This window comes from Staphylococcus devriesei, from assembly GCF_002902625.1.
Taxonomy (GTDB): Bacteria; Bacillota; Bacilli; order Staphylococcales; family Staphylococcaceae; genus Staphylococcus; species Staphylococcus devriesei.
The window spans coordinates 35744-56933 of the sequence record NZ_PPRG01000023.1; the positions used below are offsets into that span (position 1 = coordinate 35744).

Sequence of the window (21190 nt, forward strand, 5' to 3'; positions counted from 1 at the left end):
CTACAAGCACTATGGGATTTGTGCTATAATGTGGTGTATTAATTAGGAATTAGGGTGAGTTAAACGTTGGATAAGAACATAGATATTCAAACGAAGCAAGTCTTAAAACAAAATGATGAAAAGCAAAAATTCGAGTTTGCTACTCAAGGCTCATGGCAAAAAAAGAGTGCAGACTTTATACGCTATCAAGAACGGATTGAAGAAGCGATTGTTAATGTAACAATCAAGATTGAAGAACAAGGTGTAAAATTAATACGCAAAGGTGATATTAATATGAATCTTCATTTTGTTGAAGGTCAAGATACGGTAACACTCTATGATATTCCAGCTGGTCGTATTCCGTTAACGGTTAAAACACGCAGCATACTACATTTTGTAAACGATAATGGTGGGAAATTAAAAATTCAATACGAATTACATCAAAATAATGAAAAAATGGGCTCATATCAATATGAAATTAATTATAAGGAGATAAGCTAATGAATATTATTGAACAAGTAAAAGCCACGTTAGTACAAGAAATTGAAGCAAGCATTAAAAAAGCTGGTCTTACAGAAGATGTACCGGAAATTAAAATTGAAATTCCAAAAGATACAAAAAATGGCGATTATGCTACAAACATTGCTATGGTATTAACTAAAATTGCTAAACGTAACCCGCGCGAAATTGCTCAAGCAATCGTAGATCATTTGGATACTAGTAAAGCTAATGTTAAACAAGTAGATATTGCTGGACCAGGTTTTATTAACTTTTATTTAGATAATCACTATTTAACTCAAGTCATACCAGAAGCCATTAATAAAGGTGATAAATTTGGTCATGCTGAAGAATCAAAAAATACTAAGATTCTATTAGAATATGTTTCTGCCAATCCAACAGGAGATTTACATATTGGTCACGCAAGAAATGCAGCGGTAGGAGACTCTTTAGCGAATATCTTAATAGCAGCAGGTTATGAGGTCACTCGTGAGTATTATATTAATGACGCTGGTAATCAAATTACTAATTTGGCACGTTCAATCGAAGCACGTTATTTTGAAGCACTTGGTGATACAAGTCATGAAATGCCAGCAGATGGCTACAACGGCAAAGATATCATTGAAATTGGTAAAGATTTAGCTAATAAACATCCTGAGATGAAAGATTACTCAGATGAAGAACGTCTTAAAACGTTTAGACAATTAGGCGTAGATTATGAAATGGATAAGTTAAAGAAAGACTTAGCAGATTTTAATGTGCACTTTGATAACTGGTTTAGTGAAACATCATTATATGAAAATGGCGCCATTGATAACACACTAGCTAAAATGCATGAACTTGGTTACACATATGAAGCGGATGGTGCAACATGGTTACGTACGTCTGACTTTAAAGATGATAAAGACCGTGTATTAATTAAAAAAGACGGTAATTATACTTATTTCACTCCAGACACAGCATACCACTATAATAAAATCAATCGTGGCAACGATATCTTAATCGATTTAATGGGCGCTGATCACCATGGTTATATCAATCGTCTTAAAGCAAGTTTAGAAACATTTGGTGTTGATAGTGATCGCCTTGAAATTCAAATTATGCAAATGGTACGTTTAATGCAAGATGGTGAAGAAGTTAAAATGAGTAAACGTACAGGAAATGCTATTTCATTACGTGATATTATGGATGAAGTGGGCATCGATGCAGCACGTTACTTCTTAACAATGCGTAGTCCTGACTCACACTTTGATTTTGACTTAGAACTTGCAAAAGAAAAGTCACAAGACAACCCTATCTATTATGCACAATATGCACATGCGCGTATTTGTTCAATCTTAAAACAGGCTAAAGAACAAGGCGTTGAAGTAACTAAAGAGGCAGACTTTAGTACTATTACTAATGAAAAAGCAATCGACTTATTGAAAAAAGTTGCAGAATTTGAACCTACAATTGAACATGTAGCGGCAAGTCGTGCGCCACATCGTTTAACTAACTATATTCAAGACTTAGCCTCAGCATTCCACAAATTCTATAATGCTGAAAAAGTCTTAACAGACGATGTAGAAAAAACTAAAGCACATATAGCATTAGTGGAGGCAGTTAGAATTACATTACACAATGTTTTAGCATTAGTAGGAGTATCTGCACCAGAAACAATGTAAATTAATTAGATTATTTATAAATAAATATACCTTATGTGAGAGGCTGAGACATTAATATATAGTGTCTCAGCCTTGTATTATAGGTAATTATTTAGGGAAAAGTAAACATGGTTAAGTTATCAAATTGTGATAAATGGAGGGAAAGCATGCCAATGCTAACAACAGAAGAACTTTATAAGATATTGTACCAACATATGGGTCCTCAAGGTTGGTGGCCTGGGAAAACGCCAGAAGAAATTATGTTAGGTGCTATTTTAGTTCAAAATACGAATTGGAAAAATGCAGATATGGCTTTGCAACGGTTAAAAGAAGAAACGCAATTTGATCCTTATCACATTTTAAAAATGCCTTTAGAAGAATTACAAGAAGTGATTCGTTCTAGTGGTTTCTATAAAAATAAAGGTAAAGCGATTCACGCTTTATTTCAATGGTTAGAGAATTACCGATTTAATTATGAAGAAATAGCACGTATTCATGGACAAAATTTAAGGCGAGAATTATTAAATATTCGAGGTGTAGGTAGCGAAACAGCAGACGTTTTAATTGTCTATATTTTTGGGGGAATCGAGTTTATACCAGACAGTTATACACGTCGTCTTTATCATAAATTAGGTTATACGCAAACTGAAAGTTACGATAAATTTAAAAAGTATATAATCTTGCCAACATATTTTACTAATCAAGATGCTAATGAATTTCATGCGTTGCTAGATAATTTTGGGAAAAATTATTTTAACGGAAAAGGAGTACAACGCTATACATTTTTAGATAATTATTTTATAGATAAGGATTGACCTTCACGTTTCGTCATAGCTCATACTCCTTATTAGATGATATATTGAAGTTAAGTGATGTTGAAATAAGTTGCGAAAGGACAGGGGGAGTGCCGCTTAATGTTAAATAATGAATATTTCACTCCTAAAGAAGTACATCAGATTACAAATATTAGTACACGGACGCTACATTACTATCACGAAATTGAGTTATTAGTACCCAGTTATATTGCAGAAAGTGGCTATCGCTATTATTCTACTCAAGATATTGCTAAATTGCAGGTTATTATCTTTCTTAGACAACTTAATTTATCGTTGCATGACATCCAACAATATTTTGATAAAAGTATTAGAGAGAAAAATCAAATTTTAGAAAACAATTATATGCAAATTATTCAACATCGTAATCAGCTTAATCAAATGATTACTTTCCTCGATTATCATCTTACTCATAATAGAGAAGAGGAGATTAATATGGAGAAATTTAATGATTTTAATGTACAGGATCAATACGACCGAGAAGCAGAATTAAAATATGGAGACACTGAATATTATCAAGCGTTTAAAACGCAACGTAAAAATTTAAGTGATTCAGATAAGCAAAAATCTGACAGTAATGTAAATCAGCAGCTGAATCAGTTTTTCGAAAAGATGAATGTATTGTTAGAAGAAGGTTATAATGCCAACGAAATACAGGTATACCGTTACATTTCAGAATTAAAATCGATTCTACAACGTCAAGTACCCAATGTTGATGGACAATTTTTGGAATATATGGCGTTAACTTATGAGAATGATGAACGCTTTGCGCAAAATATCAATAAAAGTCGTAATTCTAGACTTAACCAGTATATCGCTCAAGCTATACGAGCGTATAACCAATAAACTATTTTAATAAATCTTTAAATGTGTAATGATTAAATTAACATACAATTAATTACATATTTAAGGAGAGAAGACAATGATTGAAGCGTATAAGCTTTTTTGGCAAAATTACCTAAATATCGAAGGGCGTACAAGACGACGTCATTACTGGTTAGCTACGCTATGCAACATCCTTGTATTAATTTTGTTAGGTCTAATTTTCGGTATCTTAACCTCGATTTTTAAAGATGGCGAAATATTTTTCGGCATAGTCTATGAAATAATAGATTTAGTTCTCTTAATAGGATTATTTACGATGTCGGTGCGTAGATTTCATGATGTTGGCCATACAATGACGATTCCTGTCATCATGCTTGTTTGCATGTTAATTCGCGAAATAGAAACACTTGCTGACACATACTTTCACGTATCTTTAGATAGTTTCTTTACAGGCGTAGTTGGAACGATAGTTACGATTGTAATAGGTGCTATTTCATTTGCATTGCTTATTATCTCAATAATCGCCTTGATTTATTGTATAAAAGATAGTGAACAGGGTTCTAATACCTATGGTCCTAATCCTAAAGAACCTGAATATTATTAAATCATTGCTTAACATACACCATTTTATAAATGAGGCACCTTAATAAACATAAAGGTGTCTTATTTTTTGTTTAAAAAATAAGTACAATACATAAATATGAATACTAGAGTTTAAACTTTTTGAGGTCTAAGTCAATACTATGGTTAAAGTGTAAAATTCCTTATTTAAATAGCATGGAATTTAATTAATTATAAAAGTAATTTGTTATTATAAAGGCATAAACTTCTATCAAGAAAGGCAGGTTTTAGTAGTAACATGTTACATAAGAAAATATGGTTAGTGCTTGTAGCGTTAATGCTTGTGTTAGCGGCTTGTGGTCAAAGTAATCAATCTAACAAGTCATCAGAATCAAATCAATCTTCATCCAATAATCATCAATCTTATAAACGTATTGTCTCACTTATACCTAGTAATACAGAGATTTTATATGAATTAGGCTTAGGAAAGAATGTTGTCGGCGTGTCTACAGTTGATGATTACCCAAAAGACGTTAAAAAAGGTAAACAACAATTTGATGCGATGAATTTAAATAAAGAAGATTTACTTAAAGCAAAACCCGACTTGATTTTAGCACATGAATCTCAAAAAGGAACTTCTAAAAAAGTGCTAGATAGTATAGAGAAAAGTGGTGTTAAAGTAGTATATGTTAAAGATGCGCAATCACTTGAACAAACATATGATACTTTTAAACAAGTTGGAGAAGTAACTGGGCGTGAAAAGCAGGCTGATGAATTAATTAATGAAACAAAGAAAAATGTTGAAAAAGTAGTTAAATCAGTGCCGAAACATCATCAATCACAAAGTGTCTTTATGGAAGTATCTTCTAAACCTGATATTTATACAGCAGGAAAAGGTACGTTCTTCGATGACATGCTTAACAAACTTGGTGCTAAAAATAGCTTTTCAAACATTGAAGGTTGGAAAGCAGTAGATAAAGAAAGTATAATTAAAAAAAATCCTGATATTTTAATTTCTACAGAAGGCTTGTCTAAGTCAGATTATTATAAAGTAATTAAAAAACGTGGAGGCTTTGAACAAATTAAAGCAGTTAAAAATGAACGTGTAGAAACAGTAAATGGTGATGAAATTTCGCGTCCAGGTCCACGTATCGATGAAGGGTTAAAAGAATTACGTGATGCGATTTATAAACGATAATTCATATTGTTAAGGCGGGGCAATGAAATCTTTGAACTTTCAAAGATTTCTGTTCCGTTTTCTTTTTGACGTATCGGTTATAATATAGAAGATGATAGAAAGATAGTTGAAGAGTTGATAAAATGACGAAGACAATTTATTTAACATTTATAATATGGGGATTTTGTTTGTGCCTCACTATTATAGCTAGCTTATTTTGGGATTTAGGCACATTGAATGATACTTTTAATCAAACTATTCTTTATAAAGTCAGATTACCAAGAGTATTAGAAGCGATATTGACTGGCGCAATTCTAACGTTAGCTGGGCAAATGTTTCAAACTGTATTAAACAACCCTTTAGCTGATAGTTTTACGCTTGGGTTGGCTAGTGGTGCTACATTCGGCTCAGGTCTTTCGGTGTTCTTAGGATTTTCATTTATTTTGACTCCTATTTTTTCTATAGGATTTAGTTTAATTACTTTAATCATTGTTCTTATAATTACAGCGGTAATGTCTCGAGGTTACCCAATTAGAGTATTAATTATTACTGGTTTAATGATTGGATCGTTATTTAATGCGTTACTCTATATCCTTGTATTAATTAAGCCGAATGCCATGAAACAAATTGCGAATTATTTCTTTGGCGGATTTGCAACTGCAGAAATGCGGGAAGCGATGTATATTGGAAGTGTAGCCATCCCGGTTGTTATTATCTTATTTTGTATGATACCAACTATTAAGCTTTTACAATTAGGAGAATTGAAAAGCCGGTCTTTAGGGTTAAAAGTGCAGCGTGTGACATTTATTGTACTTATACTCGCATCAATTATGACAGCGATTGCTGTAGCGTATATCGGAGTCATTGGTTTTATAGGTATGATTGTGCCTCAACTTATACGACAACGTTATTGGCACTATACATTAAGCGTACAAATGACATTAAATATATTAATTGGTGCTACTATTATGCTATTCGCCGATTGGATAGGCAGTACGATAATTCATCCAGTACAAATACCTGCAAGTATTATTTTAGCATTAATTGGTATTCCAACATTGTTTTACATTTTGATTAAACAAAAAGATGTAATAAGTTAAATAAGATAAAGAATTAAAAGAATAATTATAGAACTAAGAGGGAAAAATCATGGATTTAAGCCATATAAAAGCAGTTGTGTTTGATTTAGAAGGAACCTTATTAGATAGAACTAAATCAAGAGATAAATTTATTGAAGAACAATATGAACGCTTTCACGATTACTTTGTGCATGTTCAATTAGCGGATTTTAAGTGCAAATTTATCGAGTTGGATGATGATGAAGATAATGATAAACCTGATTTATATAAAGCGATTATCAAACAATTTCATATTGATAGATTGAGTTGGAAAGATTTATTTAATGACTTTGAGATGCATTTCTATCGCTATGTATTCCCATACTATGACACGCTTTACACTTTGGAAAAACTATCTAACAGTGATTACACATTAGGCGTGATAGCGAATGGAAAATCTAAGATAAAACAGTTTCGACTACACTCATTAGGCTTAGGGCATGTCATTAATTATTTATCTACGTCTGAAACAGTTGGATATCGTAAACCCCATCCTAAAATATTCGAAGATATGATTGATCAATTAGATGTTGAACCAGAAGAAATTATGTATGTAGGGGACGATGCCCTTAATGATGTAGCACCTGCTCGAGCAATGGGAATGGTAAGTGTTTGGTTTAAACATGACGATGCTGAAATTGAACCTCTCGCTGAAGAAGTAGACTATATTATCTCTACTATCGAAGAATTACTATCTATTTTACCAATTAATATTAAGCAAGAAGGAGAGGATTGAAATGGATTTATTTACTAGAAAAGGTGGTTTATCACTCCATTACGATACGATGGGAGAAGGTTACCCGGTCGTATTAGTTCATACTGCTTATGAGAATGCTTCAATTTTCCAAAATGTAGCAAAAGAGTTGGCGAAGTCATTTCAAGTGGTATTAATGGATTTACGAGGGCATGGCTATTCTGATAAGCCAAGGGAGATTAAATTTAATGAATTTGCAGACGATATTATCCAATTACTCGATTATTTATATATAGATGAAGCTGCATTCATTGGGCATGAAATGGGGTCGGCGATTATTGCTGATTTATCCGAGCGTTATCCTAATTACGTCTCTTCACTAACGATGGTAAGCCCGACATCTATTGAAGGGGAGTTGCCAGAAGAACGCTTGTTTAGAAAATATTCTCATAAAATCCGCAACTGGGAAGATAATAAACAAGATAAGTTCTTGGAAAAACGTAGATATTTTAAACCACGTAAAATTAATAAATTCCTAAAACATGTTGAAGATACCAATGCTATTTCAACCAAAGAAGAAACTCAAGCGATTGAAGATGTCTTTAAAGAAACGAATATCGCAAGTGGGTTTAATCGAGTAGAAAAACCAACATATATTATTGTAGGAGAGTATGGAGAGAGAATTACCACTGTCGAAGCGAAAGAAGTAGCTGATTTAATCGGAGAAGTACAATTTGAAGTTTATAGTCAATCTAGCTTGTATCCATTTGAAGAAGAAAAAGAAAAATTCATTGAGGACATCACTCCGTTTATAAAAAAACACATGCCACAACGTTAAATTAATTGGCTTGGCGAATTAGATTAACTAAGGTTTGTTACATAAAAAAATAAAAATGTAACATTTTTGTAATAATGCTGTTATTTTAGTAATAATGAGGGTGTACTATAAATAAGCACAAGACGAGAAAAGAGATAAAGGAGAGAGTGCTTATGAAAAAATTAGTAGCGGCATTTTTAGTTTCAGGACTAGTAATGACAGGAGTAGGCGTAAATCATGCCGAAGCGGCTAGTGGTAATTCAATTCAAACAGTTCAACAATTAACTCAAGGACAAAAATCATTAGAAAATGTTACACTTGGCGAGTCAATCAAAAATGTTACACACAAATACGGTACACCAATCTATTCTAAAAATCCGAATAACCGTGAAAGTTATTATGAATATCGTACAAATAAAGGTGTGTTAGTTGTAACTGCGAATGGTAAAAAAAATCAAGGTTATGTAACTAGAGTATCTATGACTTATAACGAAGCGAATGGTCCAACTTATAATCAAGTTAAAAAAAGCGTAGGTCAAAATGCGTTGACACGTGTGCAATATAACAAAATAAGTGGTAACTTTGGTTATATCCAAAAAGGCAATACAAGTTATCAATTTGGTTCAAACGGGACACAAGATAAAAACTTAAAATTATACCGTATTGATATAGCTAAATAATAAGTTCTAGAGTAGATTAAAATTCATTTTCGAATTTTAATCTACTCTATTTTTTTATAGCAAAAGAAATTAATATCAATATATGATAAAATGCTTAATTGAACAATGAAACAATGAGAGGGATAAGATATTGTAGATATTGCAAAGAGAATTATATCTTAACCTTCGATTTATAAAGGAGTAACTCATGAGAACTAACGACAAAGTGTTACTTGAAAATATCAATGACTACTTTAGCCATAAAGGAATGGCTCCTAATCTAATTGATGATGCAAAAGAGAATTTACGCACAGATTTGAAAAAGTCTGAAGCGAGAGATCAAGATTATTTAGAATATAGAGGTAAATCACCGGCTCAAATTATTTTGACAATTCAACGTAACTTATTTGGTTTGCAACTTAACCCGGTTGTATTTTTTATAGTAAATTTTGTCTTGATTTCTTATTTATACGATAAACAATATGTGCCCTTCCAAGCGGCGACGACAATTTCAATCTTTTATTGTATTGTTGTCTTTCCGCTAAGTATAATTATTAATCTTCGAGTAGAAAGGAAGAAATATCTCTATAGCAACCGACCTGAAATTCTTATTGGTTATAGTATAGCGATTATAACGCTCGTCTTAATTATTATGCGTGCCTTTAATTTTACGTGGGGAATTATTCCTATCACAATCTACAGTCATCAATTTGTATTTTTTGTAGGAATTATTTTAGGCTTAGCAGGTGTTTTCTTTAAAAGATTAGAATATACAGTGATTGGTTTATTATTCTGCCAAAAAACAATTGACGCTGTAATTACAAATCCTGAAATTGCACAAATCTTCTCTCTTCTTATTTGGATAATTATTGTGGTGTTAATTATTTTCTATACTATTCGATTATCCTCAAGAACTAAAGTTTAATAGATGAAAATGAAGCTCAACCAGTCAATAGAATAATGACGGTTGGGCTTTTTTTGATAAAAAAACTATTAAATAAAAATAAAATTAATAGTATGGATGTTCATAGCGTAAGCGCTGATTAAAGGGGTATAGTAAAAACTAAGGGAGGTGCCACTATGAAAAAAATTCAAACGGTAAATCAAACGAAAATCGCTTACCAAGATGAAGGACAAGGCATTCCCATTATATTAATTCATGGCTTAGACGGTAATTCCGCAGCTTTTTATTTATTAAATAAACAATTACAAGATCAATATAGAGTAATAGCATATGATGTTAGAGGGCATGGTAAATCTAGCCGACCTAATTCATATAGCTTAGATGATCACGTGAAAGACTTATACATCTTAATGGATAAATTAAATATTAATCGAGCACATATTTTAGGTCATGATATGGGAGGCATCATCGCGAGGGAATTTACAGAAAAACATGAGAAAAAAGTACACTCTTTAACAATAATATCTTCAAAAGTTGAAGATATTATTCATGGCTTTACAAAGTTAATGATTGAACAACAAGATGAAGTCGCTGGATTCAATAAATCAGAAGCACTACTCATACTCTTCCCATTTATTTATAAAAATTATGGGCAAGCGATGAAATGGTTTCAGCGCCAACGCTTATATAGTAAACAGAGTCCAGAAGATAGCGCGGTAGCAAGCCGAGCACTTTTAGAAACAGTGAATGCTAATAAGAAATTTACACATAATATCGAAGTGCCAACTTTAATTATTAACGGACGTTATGATCCGATTATTAGAGACAAGAACCATTACGAAATGGAAGAGCATTTCCAAAATATCGAAAAAGTATTATTTGAAGATTCAGGGCATGCACCTTATGTAGAAGAAGCAGACAGATTTTTAGATTTATTTTTAAGTTTTATTGAAAAATATAAATCATATTAAGAAGGAAAATCATTTAATAAGTAATGCTTACTCAATAAACTATACTAGTCCTCCGAAGATAGAAGGTAACTTGTGTATAGTTTATTTTTTTATGAAGATTAGATCGATGCTCATACTTTTAAAATGCCATTTATCATCCTTCTAAGGTGCTAATTATTAAAATTTCAGGCACACTCCTAAATAATAGAATCTATTAATACAAAAAAAGACATGAAGATAATAACAATCATCCTCACATCTCCTATAATCATGGGATACATTCCCAATACTCTTTAAATAATTAGAATTAAAACCTAATTATAGTTTGAAATAGCTTCAAAGAATTATAATTCTGTTTCCTTGTTAGCTTGTTCAATACGAGTGTTAACTCTAGCTAATAATTCATCGATCTTCTTACGTTGTGTACCATTTACAAGAATCAATACTGTTCTTTCGTCATGTTCATTACGTTTTTTATCGAAGTAATCTTCTTGAGATAAATTTTTAACAGCTTTAACTACTTGTGGTTGTTTGTAGTTTAAGTGGTTAATAATATCTTTTAAGTAGTACTCATCTTCCTTACTTTGACTAATGTAAGTTAGTACTGCGAATTCCTCAAAGCTAATTGAAAATTCCTTTTTAATGATACTTTTTAATTTATCTGCATAAGTAATCATAGCTAATAGTTCGAAACAATCATTAATTTTTGATATAGCCATTTTGTAACCTCCCCAACTAGTGTCCTCTCTATTTTGTGTTGCGCCCGTTAACTCTATATATAACGTCTTTTAATAGTTAAAATTACTTTAATAATTTAGATTAAAAGAATTTTATTAAATTAATTTAATGCTATATTATTTAGTTAATTATAACTAAATAATTTTAAGAAGTAAACAAAAAAGCACTTAATAAAACAATATTTTGATTAATAAATACTTTGTTTGGAAATGAAAGCAATTTTTTAAAAGCAATTATTCACGAATGATTATTGCGTAGCTCCATATAATAAAAAATAAACTGAATATTTTGTAAGATAAAATATTACTCGTTATTTTGCAGAAGTGATGAAGTTGGGTTCACTATAATTTTATCGCCAATATTTATTCCGTTGAATACTATAATATACCCACTTTTTTGACTTTTGTTGTATTTTATTTTTCTTTTAATAATTTTGTTATTTTGTGTAACAAAAATATAATGTTTATCATAGATAACACTTGTTGGCACTTGAAATTCAATAGCACCTGATTCAATTTTAAAATGATAGCCGATAGGATATTGAGCTTTTGTTGAAACAATAATATGATACATAGATTTATTTTTTTCAATTTTGAAAGGTGTTGAAGATATTGAAAGTACTCTTCCTGTAAACAATGGAGAAGATTTCGGAGTAATCATAACTGTTTGGTTGACTTTAATGCGAGACAGTTGAGATTCAGTAATAGTAGCACGAATAATACGTTTTTCGCTATTAATTTGCATTATTTTAGTATTACTTTTTGAGGGGAATGAATGAAGTATAGTTACTTTTCCTTGAATTGGGGAGCTAAGTTGGATGCGAAGTCGACTTTGAAGTTCTGCGATTTGGTCATACAAATTAATTGTCGCAAGGGAAAGTGGTTCAGTTATAGGTTGAAGACTACGTATGGAGACTAATGTTTTCTTTTTAGCGACAATTAATTTTCCAATATAGGTATTATAATATTCCAATAATGGTGTGTGGGGTTTCACAGTAGCATTATTTGTAACTAAAATATCTGGCATTTCGCCTAGGGAAGGATTGTAATAAACCGTATAACTTTCTTTAGCTTCTTGAATACCTGTAAATGAGAGAGGGTAATGAGGTTTGGCAATGATGGTTTTGACTTTAGATAAATTAGGTTGGCTAGGTAACTTTAAATAAATATAATAACTAAAAATCAAAATAAGAAGGAGTAAAAACGGGATTAAGATAGTTAAAGGGGTTAAATGTTTTTTCAAATAGGTCACCTCTATTTAATTTTATATATTAATTATACAGCAAGAATCCCCTTAATCTAGACATTTTCTAGAGATAATAAAATGTCTTCTCAATTTTTAATTAAGAAGACATCGAAAGTGAAATTATTTAAATTTTTAGATGAAATTAAAATAACCGTAATAAGATAATTCCAATGGCAATGGCTATTAAACCACTAAATTTGCGTAAAGTAATAGGGCTCTTATGTACACCTAAACCAAAGTGATCAATAATTACGCCCATAAGCATCTGACCAAGCATAGCGATGATGGTAGTCAATGCAGCACCTAAAAATGGCATCAAAATAATGTTTGAAGTGACAAATACAACGCCTAATATACCACCGATAAAGTAGAGTGGTTTAATTTGTCCTATATCAGGTTGAGTTATTTTAATTTTCAGGCTTCTATTAAAAATCAATGTAAGAATAAATAACGCGATTGTACCTACCGTAAATGAAATTAAAGAGGCGAAGAGAGAAGAATGCATTTGTTGAGATAACCCACTATTAATCGTTGTTTGTAATGGTGGCGCAAAGCCAAATACAAATCCTACTATGAGCCAAAGATAAAATGTCGGATTCGTTTTTTCTTCTAATTTATTTCTAGGTATGTAATTCATTAAGAGAATACCTAAAAATAATACGACAACACCTACACCTTTGAGAAATGTAAATGAATGTTGGCTTGCTCCAAGTAATCCAAACGTATCAATAACAACGCCCATACAAATTTGACCTGCAACTGTCATTACCACAGTTAAAGTAGCGCCTAAACGTGGTAACAAAAGTAAGTTACCTGTTAAGAAACAGACGCCAAGTAATCCGCCAACCCACCAATGATAATCTATTGAATGGCCGTTATAAAACGAATGTGAAAACATCTGAGTATTAAAAAGAATATTTAAAATAAATAGAAATAATGTGCCTACAAAAAATGAAATGGTGGATGCATAGAACGATGATTCAGTGTATCGTCCTAGACGAGAATTGATGGAAGTTTGGATAGGGACCATCATACCTGCCACAATACCGAGAATAAATAAAAATATCACGTTTCGACTTCCTCAACTTTCTATATATAACTTTATAACCATACTTATTATGTATTTTATTGTCGAAAACTACAAGATTAAATAACTTGAAATATGTATAAGAGAGAGGTTGAGACACTATATATTGGTCTCCCAGAGCATAAAAGATTAGTGTCTCAATCTCTTCTCAATAATTATTTGTATTACTTTTCTGCAAAAATAACTGTAGTTGTGACGTCAACTATTTGAGCTGAATCGACTTTAACCGGAGTGCCTGCACTAGGTTTTAAAATATTTAATTTAATTATATTATCCATAGCAGCACGGGCGCCCGCTTCAGTTATAGCACCTTCAATTTGCGGGAACTGCAATTTTGCTGATTTGTTTAGATTAGTTTTAAACACAAGTTCTAATGTTTTAGACATATCATAACCTCCTTATATTTTGCGACTTATTTTACGCTAAGTCTTGTGTTTTAATTGCTTCGACTTTATCAAAATCTTCGCCAAGTAAATGCGAAATAACATCTACGAAAGATTTGATTTCGGCGTCAGTAGCACTAGTGTTTAGATTAGTAAAACGGCGTTTATTTTCTTTCGCTTTACCATTTTCGTCGTGAGTGATACGGGTACAAACAACTGATAATTGAGTAACTTCATTCATAAGTGTTTCACCTCCTTTCACACTATATATCGAAAATGGACGAAAAAAAGGACACCTTAAATCGAAAAAATTAAGCAAAATTATTTCATGTTACTAATTTATGATTTATCATTAAATAAGAAACTTTTTAGAGGTGGATAAATGAATCAAGTTGAACCTATTCGAAATAAAGATGATATTAAAAAAATGTATTACATATTAAAGGTCAAATCAGATAGAGACTATCTTTTCTTTAAATTAGCAATACATACAGGCATTCGCCTAGTGGATTTATTAAATCTGAAAGTTAGAGATATTAAAGTAGTTGAAAGGGGAGAAATCAAAACCTCATGGATACAACAGTGTGCGCCTTCTATAAAAATTAAATTGCCTAATGATTTAAGGGAAGAGATGGATGGGTATATTGAACGTAATCAACTGAAGAATGATGAACTATTGTTCCAATCTATTCGTACTCATAGAGAATTATCTAGGCAACAAGCATATCGAATTATTCATCATGCTGCTGAAGAATTAGGCTTACTACACATTGGTTTAACTACATTGCGTAAAACTTTTGCATATCATGCCTATAAATCGGGTATTTCTATTGCAATCATTCAAAAATACTTGGGACACCAGACTACGCAAGAAACGGTGAAATTTATTGGTTTATCGCCAAAAGAAGAACACCATACCATTATTGCTTTAAATTTATAACTTAAAAAAGGAGGCTTTTGATGAGCTTAGTGTATTTACTAAGTGGCCTCATAATTATTATGGGGATCATCTTAGTAACATTGTTTAAACCGTTCCATCGTTTAAGACGATATGTTGGATATATAGCGTTAATAGCGCCCATTATCTCTTCTATATATTTCCTTATCCAAATCCCTAACGTTATGCAGCAGAAATTTGTAGCATTTAAAGTACCTTGGATGCCTGCAATAGATGTGAACTTAGATTTAAGATTAGATGGCTTAGGACTCATGTTTGGGTTAATTATATCGATGATTGGGATAGCAGTATTTTTCTACGCCACTCAATATTTATCACCTAATGGAGATAATTTACCTCGATTCTTCTTTTATCTATTATTATTTATGTTTAGTATGTTAGGAATTGTAGTTTCTAACAATACAATTTTAATGTATGTCTTTTGGGAGTTAACAAGCGTATCCTCATTTTTATTAATTTCTTATTGGTATAGTAATGCGAATAGCCAATTAGGAGCGATACAGTCTTTTATTATTACTGTACTAGGTGGTTTAGCCTTACTAACTGGTTTTATCATGCTTTATATCATGACTGGTACGAATACAATTTCAGAATTGTTAGCACAAAGTCATCACATTAGTGAACATACGCTATTTATACCGATGATGGTCATGTTATTAATAGGTGCATTTACCAAATCAGCACAATTTCCATTTCACATTTGGTTGCCTAAAGCTATGGCAGCACCTACGCCGGTCAGTGCTTATTTACATTCAGCCACAATGGTTAAAGCAGGAATTTTCTTATTATTCAAATTTACCCCAATTTTGGGACTAAGTAATAGTTATATCTATATTGTGACTTTTGTTGGATTGATTACTATGCTTTTCGGGGCAATTACTGCGTTAAGACAATATGACTTAAAAGCTATCTTAGCCTATTCTACGATTAGTCAGTTAGGTATGATTATGTCAATGGTAGGCTTAGGGGGCGGTATCGCGCAACATCCAACGGGGCTCATGGCAGAAACGTATACTCTTATCTTATTTGCCGGTCTATTTCATGTGATGAACCACGCTATATTTAAATGTGCCTTATTTATGGGAGTAGGGATAATTGATCATGAAGCAGGCACACGTGATATTTATCGTTTAAGTGGTATGCGTAAATACTTCCCTAAAATGAATTTAGTTATGACGTTAGCCGCTCTATCTATGGCAGGCGTTCCATTTTTAAATGGATTTCTAAGTAAAGAAATGTTCTTTGATTCACTCGTAAGCGCCACTCATTTACAACAATTTGGCTTAACATTAACAGTAATAATCGTATTGTTAGGTGTAATCGCAAGCATCTTTACCTTCGTTTATGCAGTTTACATGTTAAAAGAAACGTATTGGGGCGAATTTGACGATAAGAAAGTGCCTAAGAAACATATTCATGAACCATGGGCTTTCAGTTTACCAGCAATGGTTTTAATGGTTCTTATACCAATCATTTTCTTTATACCTAATTTCTTTACAGAACATATTGTTTTACCAGCGTTACGAGATGTGACCAATTTAAGTACTAAAGTAGATGCACTAGCGCCACACGTGTCACAGTGGCATGGGATTAATTTACCCCTTATCTTTAGCGTGATTGTAATTGTTATAGGTGCCATTTTAGCATTGAAAATTAATTGGAAAGCGCACATTTATAGATTTATTAAGTATGCTTCAATTACGAATAGTTATCGCAAAACTTACCGTGTGTTTGAACATTACTCTGGAAAAAGTATTCAAGGGTTAATGAATAACCGTTTAAATCACTACAATATTATTACGCTTTTAATCTTTTCATTATTTGTAGCGTATGGACTTATGAAAGTCGGCTTTCCAAAGTTACACCAAATCGACATTTCTGAGTTTGGGCCGTTAGAAGTCATATTGGCAATTACTATTAGCATTGTCGGGGTAGCACTCGTCTTTATTCGTCAACGTTTAACGATGGTTATTTTAAACGGTATTATTGGGTACAGTGTAGCATTATTCTTCTTATTAATGAGAGCGCCAGATTTAGCACTCACGCAATTAGTTGTAGAGACAATTACTACAATTCTCTTTATTGTCAGTTTCTCACGTCTGCCAAATATTGCGCGTACGAATGCTATTTTAAAAAAGGAAGCCGTTAAAATAATCGTTTCCTTTATTATGGCAGGTGCAGTTGTAACTCTAATCTTTATTGCCCAACAAGGCGATGGGTTTGAAACTATCTCAAAATACTACACAAATGCCTATGAATTAACTGGTGGAAAAAACATAGTCAATGCGATTCTCGGCGACTTTAGAGCATTAGATACTATGTTTGAAGGAGTCGTTCTTATCATTGCTGGACTAGGAATTTACACACTATTACACTACAAAGATCGGAGGGGCCAAGATGAAAGAAAATGATGTGGTATTAAGGACTGTTACCAAAATCGTCGTTTTTATATTATTAACATTTGGATTTTATGTGTTCTTTGCCGGACATAATAATCCAGGCGGAGGCTTTATTGGTGGGTTAATCTTTAGCTCAGCTTTCATCTTAATGTTCCTAGCTTTCGATGTACGCCAAGTTTTAGAAAGTCTCCCAATTGATTTTAAAAAGTTAATGATCATCGGTGCTATGATTTCATTACTAACGGCTATTGTTCCTATATTTTTTGGTAAGGCCTTCTTATACCAAACAGATGCACATTTACATCTACCGTTATTAGGAGACATACACGTCACAACCGTTACGCTATTTGAATTAGGTGTTCTTTTAACGGTTGTTGGCGTTATCGTTACTATTATGTTGGCATTAAGTGGTGGTAAATCATGAATTTAATCTTACTGCTTGTGATAGGATTCTTAGTATTCATAGGAACGTACATGATACTATCACTAAACTTAATCCGAATTGTTATAGGTATTTCAATTTATACGCATGCAGGAAACTTGATTATTATGAGCATGGGTCATTATGACAATCATATGACTGAACCGTTAATTCATGGTTCGAACACGAATTATGTAGATCCATTATTACAAGCGATTGTTCTAACGGCGATTGTCATTGGCTTTGCGATGACTGCATTTCTACTCGTACTTGTTTATAGAACATATCGTGTTACGAAAGAGGCTAATATCGATGTATTAAGAGGAGAGGAGGAAAACAATGAATAGTAATATATTAATTCTTCCAATCCTATTGCCTCTATTATGTGCACTTATACTCGTTTTTACGAAGAATAAAAACAGAATATCGAAGGTTCTATATATTGGAACAATGTCACTTAACACGGTCATTTCATTATGCTTACTTATCTATGTGTTACGTCATAAACCTATTACTTTAGATTTTGGGGGCTGGGTAGCACCATTCGGTATTCAATTTCTTGGTGACTCACTCAGCCTGATTATGGTAACTATTGCCTCGTTTGTAGTGACATTAATTATGTCTTACGGTTTTGGACGTGGCGAGAAACGTGTGAACAGATATTATTTACCAACATTTATTCTGTTATTAACTACAGGGGTCATCGGTTCATTCCTTACATCTGATTTGTTTAATTTATACGTTATGTTCGAAATTATGTTACTAGCTTCATTTGTATTAGTGACTTTAGGACAATCCGTCGAACAATTACGTGCTGCGATTATTTACGTCGTTTTAAATATTATTGGTTCGTGGCTCTTTCTACTTGGGATTGGACTGTTATATAAAACAGTCGGCACATTAAATTTCTCGCAAGTAGCGTTACGTTTAGATCAACTTCAAGATAATAAATCAATTATTATTATTTCAATTGTCTTTATGGTGGCCTTTGGTTCAAAAGCAGCATTGGTATTATTTATGTGGCTGCCTAAAGCTTACTCAGTTTTAAACACCGAACTTGCGGCATTATTTGCTGCCTTAATGACGAAAGTGGGCGCATATGCACTTATTCGTTTCTTTACATTATTATTTGACCAACATCCAGGTGTTACACATCCTTTATTAGTCTTTATGGCTTGTATTACGATGATTATTGGAGCTTTTGGTGTCATTGCTTATCATGATATTAAGACAGTTGCCTCATACCAGGTTATATTATCAATCGGTTTTGTTATTTTAGGGTTAGGATCGAACACCTTTGCTGGTATACACGGTGCTATCTTCTATTTAGCTAATGATATTGTAGTGAAGACGATGCTATTTTTCGTCATTGGCAGTTTAGTCTATATGTCAGGTTATCGTGAATTTAAATACTTATGTGGCTTGGCTAAGAGAGAACCATTTTATGGTGTAGCATTTATGGTTGTAATATTCGCTATAGGTGGCGTGCCTCCGTTTAGTGGTTTTCCAGGTAAAGTGCTCATCTTCCAAGGAGCAATTGAAAATGGAAACTATATCGGTTTGGCCTTAATGATTGTTACAAGTTTGCTTGCTATGTATAGTCTGTTTAGAATTCTATTTATTATGTATTTTGGAGACAATGACGGTGAGCAAGTGGACTTTAACCCGCTACCTAAGCACCGTAAAACAATATTAGGTATATTAATTGCGATTGTATTAATGATGGGTATTGCAGCGCCAGCGGTTATGACAGCTACGGAAAATGCTACAAAACTTAACACAGATGACAAGTACTACCATAGTATTGTTAATACACACTTGAAGGAGGAGAATAAATGAGACAAATTGTATTAAATATCTTGATTGCATTTTTATGGGTGCTTTTTCAAGATGAAGATGCTTTCTTATTCTCCACTTTCGTGACTGGGTATATTATTGGGTTGATTGTTATCTATATCTTGCATCGCTTTTTTGACCAAGAATTTTATCCTAGAAAGATATGGGTAGCTATTAAATTCTTGACTGTATATTTGTATCAACTACTTACATCTAGTCTTAGTATTATTAATTATATTTTGTTTAAAACAAATGATATGAATCCTGGTTTATTAACATATGAAACAAATTTAAAAAATGATTGGGCGATAACATTTTTAACTATATTAATTATTATTACACCTGGTTCTACAGTTATTCGCATTTCTAAGACCACGAATAAATTCTTTATTCATAGTATAGATGTTTCTGAAAAAGAAAAAGAAAGTTTGTTAAAGAACATCAAGCAATATGAAAACTTGATTATGGAGGTGTCACAATGATTGAGACACTCACAAATTTCTTTACTACAAGTGCTTTAATATTGTTCGGGGTTGCGTTTTTAATTGGCTTATTTCGTTTAATCAAGGGGCCGACAACCGCAGATAGAGTAGTCGCATTTGATGCTTCAAGTGCCGTGATTATGTGTATCGTAGGTGTAGTTAGTGTGATTTATAATACTGTATCATTCCTAGATTCAATTATGTTAATTGCTATTATTTCATTTGTAAGCTCTGTGTCAATTTCAAGATTTATTGGAGGAGGTCGCGTGTTCAATGGAACTAATAAACGAAATCGTTGATCTCATCGCTGCGTTCCTCATTTTTCTAGGAAGTATTATCGCCGTGATAAGTGCGGTTGGGATTGTTAAATTTCAAGACGTATTTTTACGGAGTCACGCCTCTACAAAAAGTTCGACGCTGTCTGTGTTATTAACATTAGTAGGCGTATTGATTTATTTTACGAATGAACAGAGTTTCTTTAGTGTTAGACTGTTATTATCTATCGTCTTTATTAACTTAACATCGCCAGTAGGTATGCATCTTGTAGCGCGAGCTGCCTATCGTACAGGTGCTTATATGTATCGAAAAGATGATGTGCCAAGACAAAGCACGATACTCTTAAGCTCAAAAGAATATAACACAAAAGAAGAGTTAGAAACTAGAGCAAAAATGCGAGAAAAACATCGTCAAAAACTGTACTATGAAAGCCAACTAGAACGTAAAAAAGACAAAGAAGTAAAGCAAGATGACTAATTCGAAAATAAACTAAATAATTAAGAAATAAGCAACAAAAGAGATTGAAACATAGTCTTAAAGGTTAAATATAAAGCAGTAACCTAATGTGTCTTCAATCTCTATTTTTGTAAACTAAATAAGCGACAACAATTTAATTTTATTTTTATTATAGATAGTGCAAGTTAGTTACGTCACTTACGTATTAATGGTAAAATAGTAATTAATCAATTGAGAGTGTAAGATACATC

At 32.4% G+C, this 21190-nt stretch carries 25 protein-coding genes; 20 read left to right on the top strand and 5 right to left on the bottom strand.

From position 1 onward, the window contains the following. Window positions 1–66 precede the first annotated feature (66 nt). From CD147_RS03790 to CD147_RS03845, 12 genes are all read left to right on the top strand, one after another. Complete coding sequence (locus tag CD147_RS03790) at window positions 67–480, top strand: YwiB family protein (RefSeq protein WP_103166112.1); 414 nt, start codon at window positions 67–69, stop codon at window positions 478–480. Then, window positions 480–2141, top strand: a complete 1662-nt coding sequence (gene argS, locus CD147_RS03795) for an arginine--tRNA ligase (protein ID WP_103166113.1) — start codon at window positions 480–482, stop codon at window positions 2139–2141. The genes CD147_RS03790 and argS overlap by 1 nt, the downstream gene beginning before the upstream one ends. 152 nt (window positions 2142–2293) lie before the next feature. Next, a complete protein-coding gene (locus CD147_RS03800; RefSeq protein ID WP_103166138.1) occupies window positions 2294–2935 on the top strand; it encodes an endonuclease III domain-containing protein in 642 nt (213 codons plus the stop codon). 99 nt (window positions 2936–3034) lie between these two features. Further along, window positions 3035–3799: a MerR family transcriptional regulator gene (locus tag CD147_RS03805; RefSeq protein WP_103166114.1), complete on the top strand. Its 765-nt coding sequence runs from the start codon at window positions 3035–3037 to the stop codon at window positions 3797–3799. 76 nt (window positions 3800–3875) lie between these two features. Beyond that, window positions 3876–4382 carry a DUF805 domain-containing protein gene (locus CD147_RS03810; RefSeq protein ID WP_103166115.1) on the top strand — a complete coding sequence of 169 codons (507 nt, stop codon included), beginning with the start codon at window positions 3876–3878 and terminating at the stop codon, window positions 4380–4382. Between the two features lie 255 nt (window positions 4383–4637). Beyond that, complete coding sequence (locus CD147_RS03815) at window positions 4638–5537, top strand: ABC transporter substrate-binding protein (RefSeq protein WP_103166116.1); 900 nt, start codon at window positions 4638–4640, stop codon at window positions 5535–5537. A gap of 122 nt (window positions 5538–5659) precedes the next feature. After that, on the top strand, window positions 5660–6616 hold the full coding sequence (locus CD147_RS03820; protein WP_103166117.1) for a FecCD family ABC transporter permease: 957 nt from the start codon (window positions 5660–5662) through the stop codon (window positions 6614–6616). 49 nt (window positions 6617–6665) lie between these two features. Then, window positions 6666–7370: an HAD family hydrolase gene (locus CD147_RS03825; protein ID WP_103166118.1), complete on the top strand. Its 705-nt coding sequence runs from the start codon at window positions 6666–6668 to the stop codon at window positions 7368–7370. 1 nt (window position 7371) lies between these two features. Next, complete coding sequence (locus CD147_RS03830) at window positions 7372–8166, top strand: alpha/beta fold hydrolase (RefSeq protein WP_103166119.1); 795 nt, start codon at window positions 7372–7374, stop codon at window positions 8164–8166. A gap of 152 nt (window positions 8167–8318) precedes the next feature. Then, window positions 8319–8825: an SA0570 family protein gene (locus tag CD147_RS03835; RefSeq protein WP_103166120.1), complete on the top strand. Its 507-nt coding sequence runs from the start codon at window positions 8319–8321 to the stop codon at window positions 8823–8825. Window positions 8826–9012: 187 nt separating this feature from the next. After that, window positions 9013–9729 (top strand): hypothetical protein, encoded by a 717-nt coding sequence (locus CD147_RS03840; protein ID WP_103166121.1) that lies wholly within the window; start codon window positions 9013–9015, stop codon window positions 9727–9729. Between the two features lie 155 nt (window positions 9730–9884). Further along, a complete protein-coding gene (locus CD147_RS03845; RefSeq protein ID WP_103166122.1) occupies window positions 9885–10679 on the top strand; it encodes an alpha/beta fold hydrolase in 795 nt (264 codons plus the stop codon). Between the two features lie 323 nt (window positions 10680–11002). Here CD147_RS03845 and sarA read toward each other — a convergent pair whose 3' ends face one another. The 5 genes from sarA to sroA form a co-directional block, all read right to left on the bottom strand. Then, the gene (gene sarA, locus CD147_RS03850; RefSeq protein ID WP_103166123.1) at window positions 11003–11377 is read right to left on the bottom strand and encodes a global transcriptional regulator SarA; all 375 of its coding nucleotides are present in this window, start codon (window positions 11375–11377) and stop codon (window positions 11003–11005) included. Window positions 11378–11699: 322 nt separating this feature from the next. Next, a complete protein-coding gene (locus CD147_RS03855; RefSeq protein WP_103166124.1) occupies window positions 11700–12638 on the bottom strand; it encodes an efflux RND transporter periplasmic adaptor subunit in 939 nt (312 codons plus the stop codon). A gap of 145 nt (window positions 12639–12783) precedes the next feature. Then, window positions 12784–13710, bottom strand: coding sequence for a DMT family transporter (locus CD147_RS03860; protein ID WP_103166125.1), 927 nt, complete (start codon window positions 13708–13710; stop codon window positions 12784–12786). A gap of 182 nt (window positions 13711–13892) precedes the next feature. Beyond that, window positions 13893–14114 (bottom strand): DUF2922 domain-containing protein, encoded by a 222-nt coding sequence (locus CD147_RS03865; RefSeq protein ID WP_103166126.1) that lies wholly within the window; start codon window positions 14112–14114, stop codon window positions 13893–13895. A gap of 31 nt (window positions 14115–14145) precedes the next feature. After that, window positions 14146–14352, bottom strand: coding sequence for a sigS mRNA-stabilizing protein SroA (gene sroA / locus CD147_RS03870; RefSeq protein ID WP_103166127.1), 207 nt, complete (start codon window positions 14350–14352; stop codon window positions 14146–14148). Window positions 14353–14493: 141 nt separating this feature from the next. Here sroA and CD147_RS03875 point away from each other — a divergent pair, with 141 nt between their 5' ends. Genes CD147_RS03875 through CD147_RS03910 form a run of 8 tightly spaced genes read left to right on the top strand, consistent with a single transcriptional unit; the run spans window position 14494 to window position 20960 of the window. After that, window positions 14494–15051 carry a tyrosine-type recombinase/integrase gene (locus CD147_RS03875; RefSeq protein WP_103166128.1) on the top strand — a complete coding sequence of 186 codons (558 nt, stop codon included), beginning with the start codon at window positions 14494–14496 and terminating at the stop codon, window positions 15049–15051. A gap of 20 nt (window positions 15052–15071) precedes the next feature. Next, the gene (locus CD147_RS03880) at window positions 15072–17480 is read left to right on the top strand and encodes a DUF4040 family protein (protein ID WP_103166129.1); all 2409 of its coding nucleotides are present in this window, start codon (window positions 15072–15074) and stop codon (window positions 17478–17480) included. Beyond that, window positions 17467–17892 (top strand): Na+/H+ antiporter Mnh2 subunit B, encoded by a 426-nt coding sequence (gene mnhB2 / locus CD147_RS03885; protein WP_103166130.1) that lies wholly within the window; start codon window positions 17467–17469, stop codon window positions 17890–17892. Before CD147_RS03880 ends, mnhB2 begins: the two co-directional genes overlap by 14 nt. Then, the gene (mnhC2, locus tag CD147_RS03890; RefSeq protein ID WP_103166131.1) at window positions 17889–18236 is read left to right on the top strand and encodes a Na+/H+ antiporter Mnh2 subunit C; all 348 of its coding nucleotides are present in this window, start codon (window positions 17889–17891) and stop codon (window positions 18234–18236) included. Before mnhB2 ends, mnhC2 begins: the two co-directional genes overlap by 4 nt. Beyond that, the gene (mnhD2, locus tag CD147_RS03895; protein WP_103166132.1) at window positions 18229–19728 is read left to right on the top strand and encodes a Na+/H+ antiporter Mnh2 subunit D; all 1500 of its coding nucleotides are present in this window, start codon (window positions 18229–18231) and stop codon (window positions 19726–19728) included. Before mnhC2 ends, mnhD2 begins: the two co-directional genes overlap by 8 nt. Then, window positions 19725–20207: a Na+/H+ antiporter Mnh2 subunit E gene (mnhE2, locus tag CD147_RS03900; RefSeq protein WP_103166133.1), complete on the top strand. Its 483-nt coding sequence runs from the start codon at window positions 19725–19727 to the stop codon at window positions 20205–20207. The genes mnhD2 and mnhE2 overlap by 4 nt, the downstream gene beginning before the upstream one ends. Further along, window positions 20204–20506, top strand: coding sequence for a Na+/H+ antiporter Mnh2 subunit F (gene mnhF2 / locus CD147_RS03905; RefSeq protein WP_103166134.1), 303 nt, complete (start codon window positions 20204–20206; stop codon window positions 20504–20506). Before mnhE2 ends, mnhF2 begins: the two co-directional genes overlap by 4 nt. Beyond that, the gene (locus CD147_RS03910) at window positions 20481–20960 is read left to right on the top strand and encodes a Na+/H+ antiporter subunit G (protein WP_103166135.1); all 480 of its coding nucleotides are present in this window, start codon (window positions 20481–20483) and stop codon (window positions 20958–20960) included. The genes mnhF2 and CD147_RS03910 overlap by 26 nt, the downstream gene beginning before the upstream one ends. The last annotated feature ends 230 nt before the right edge of the window (window positions 20961–21190 follow it).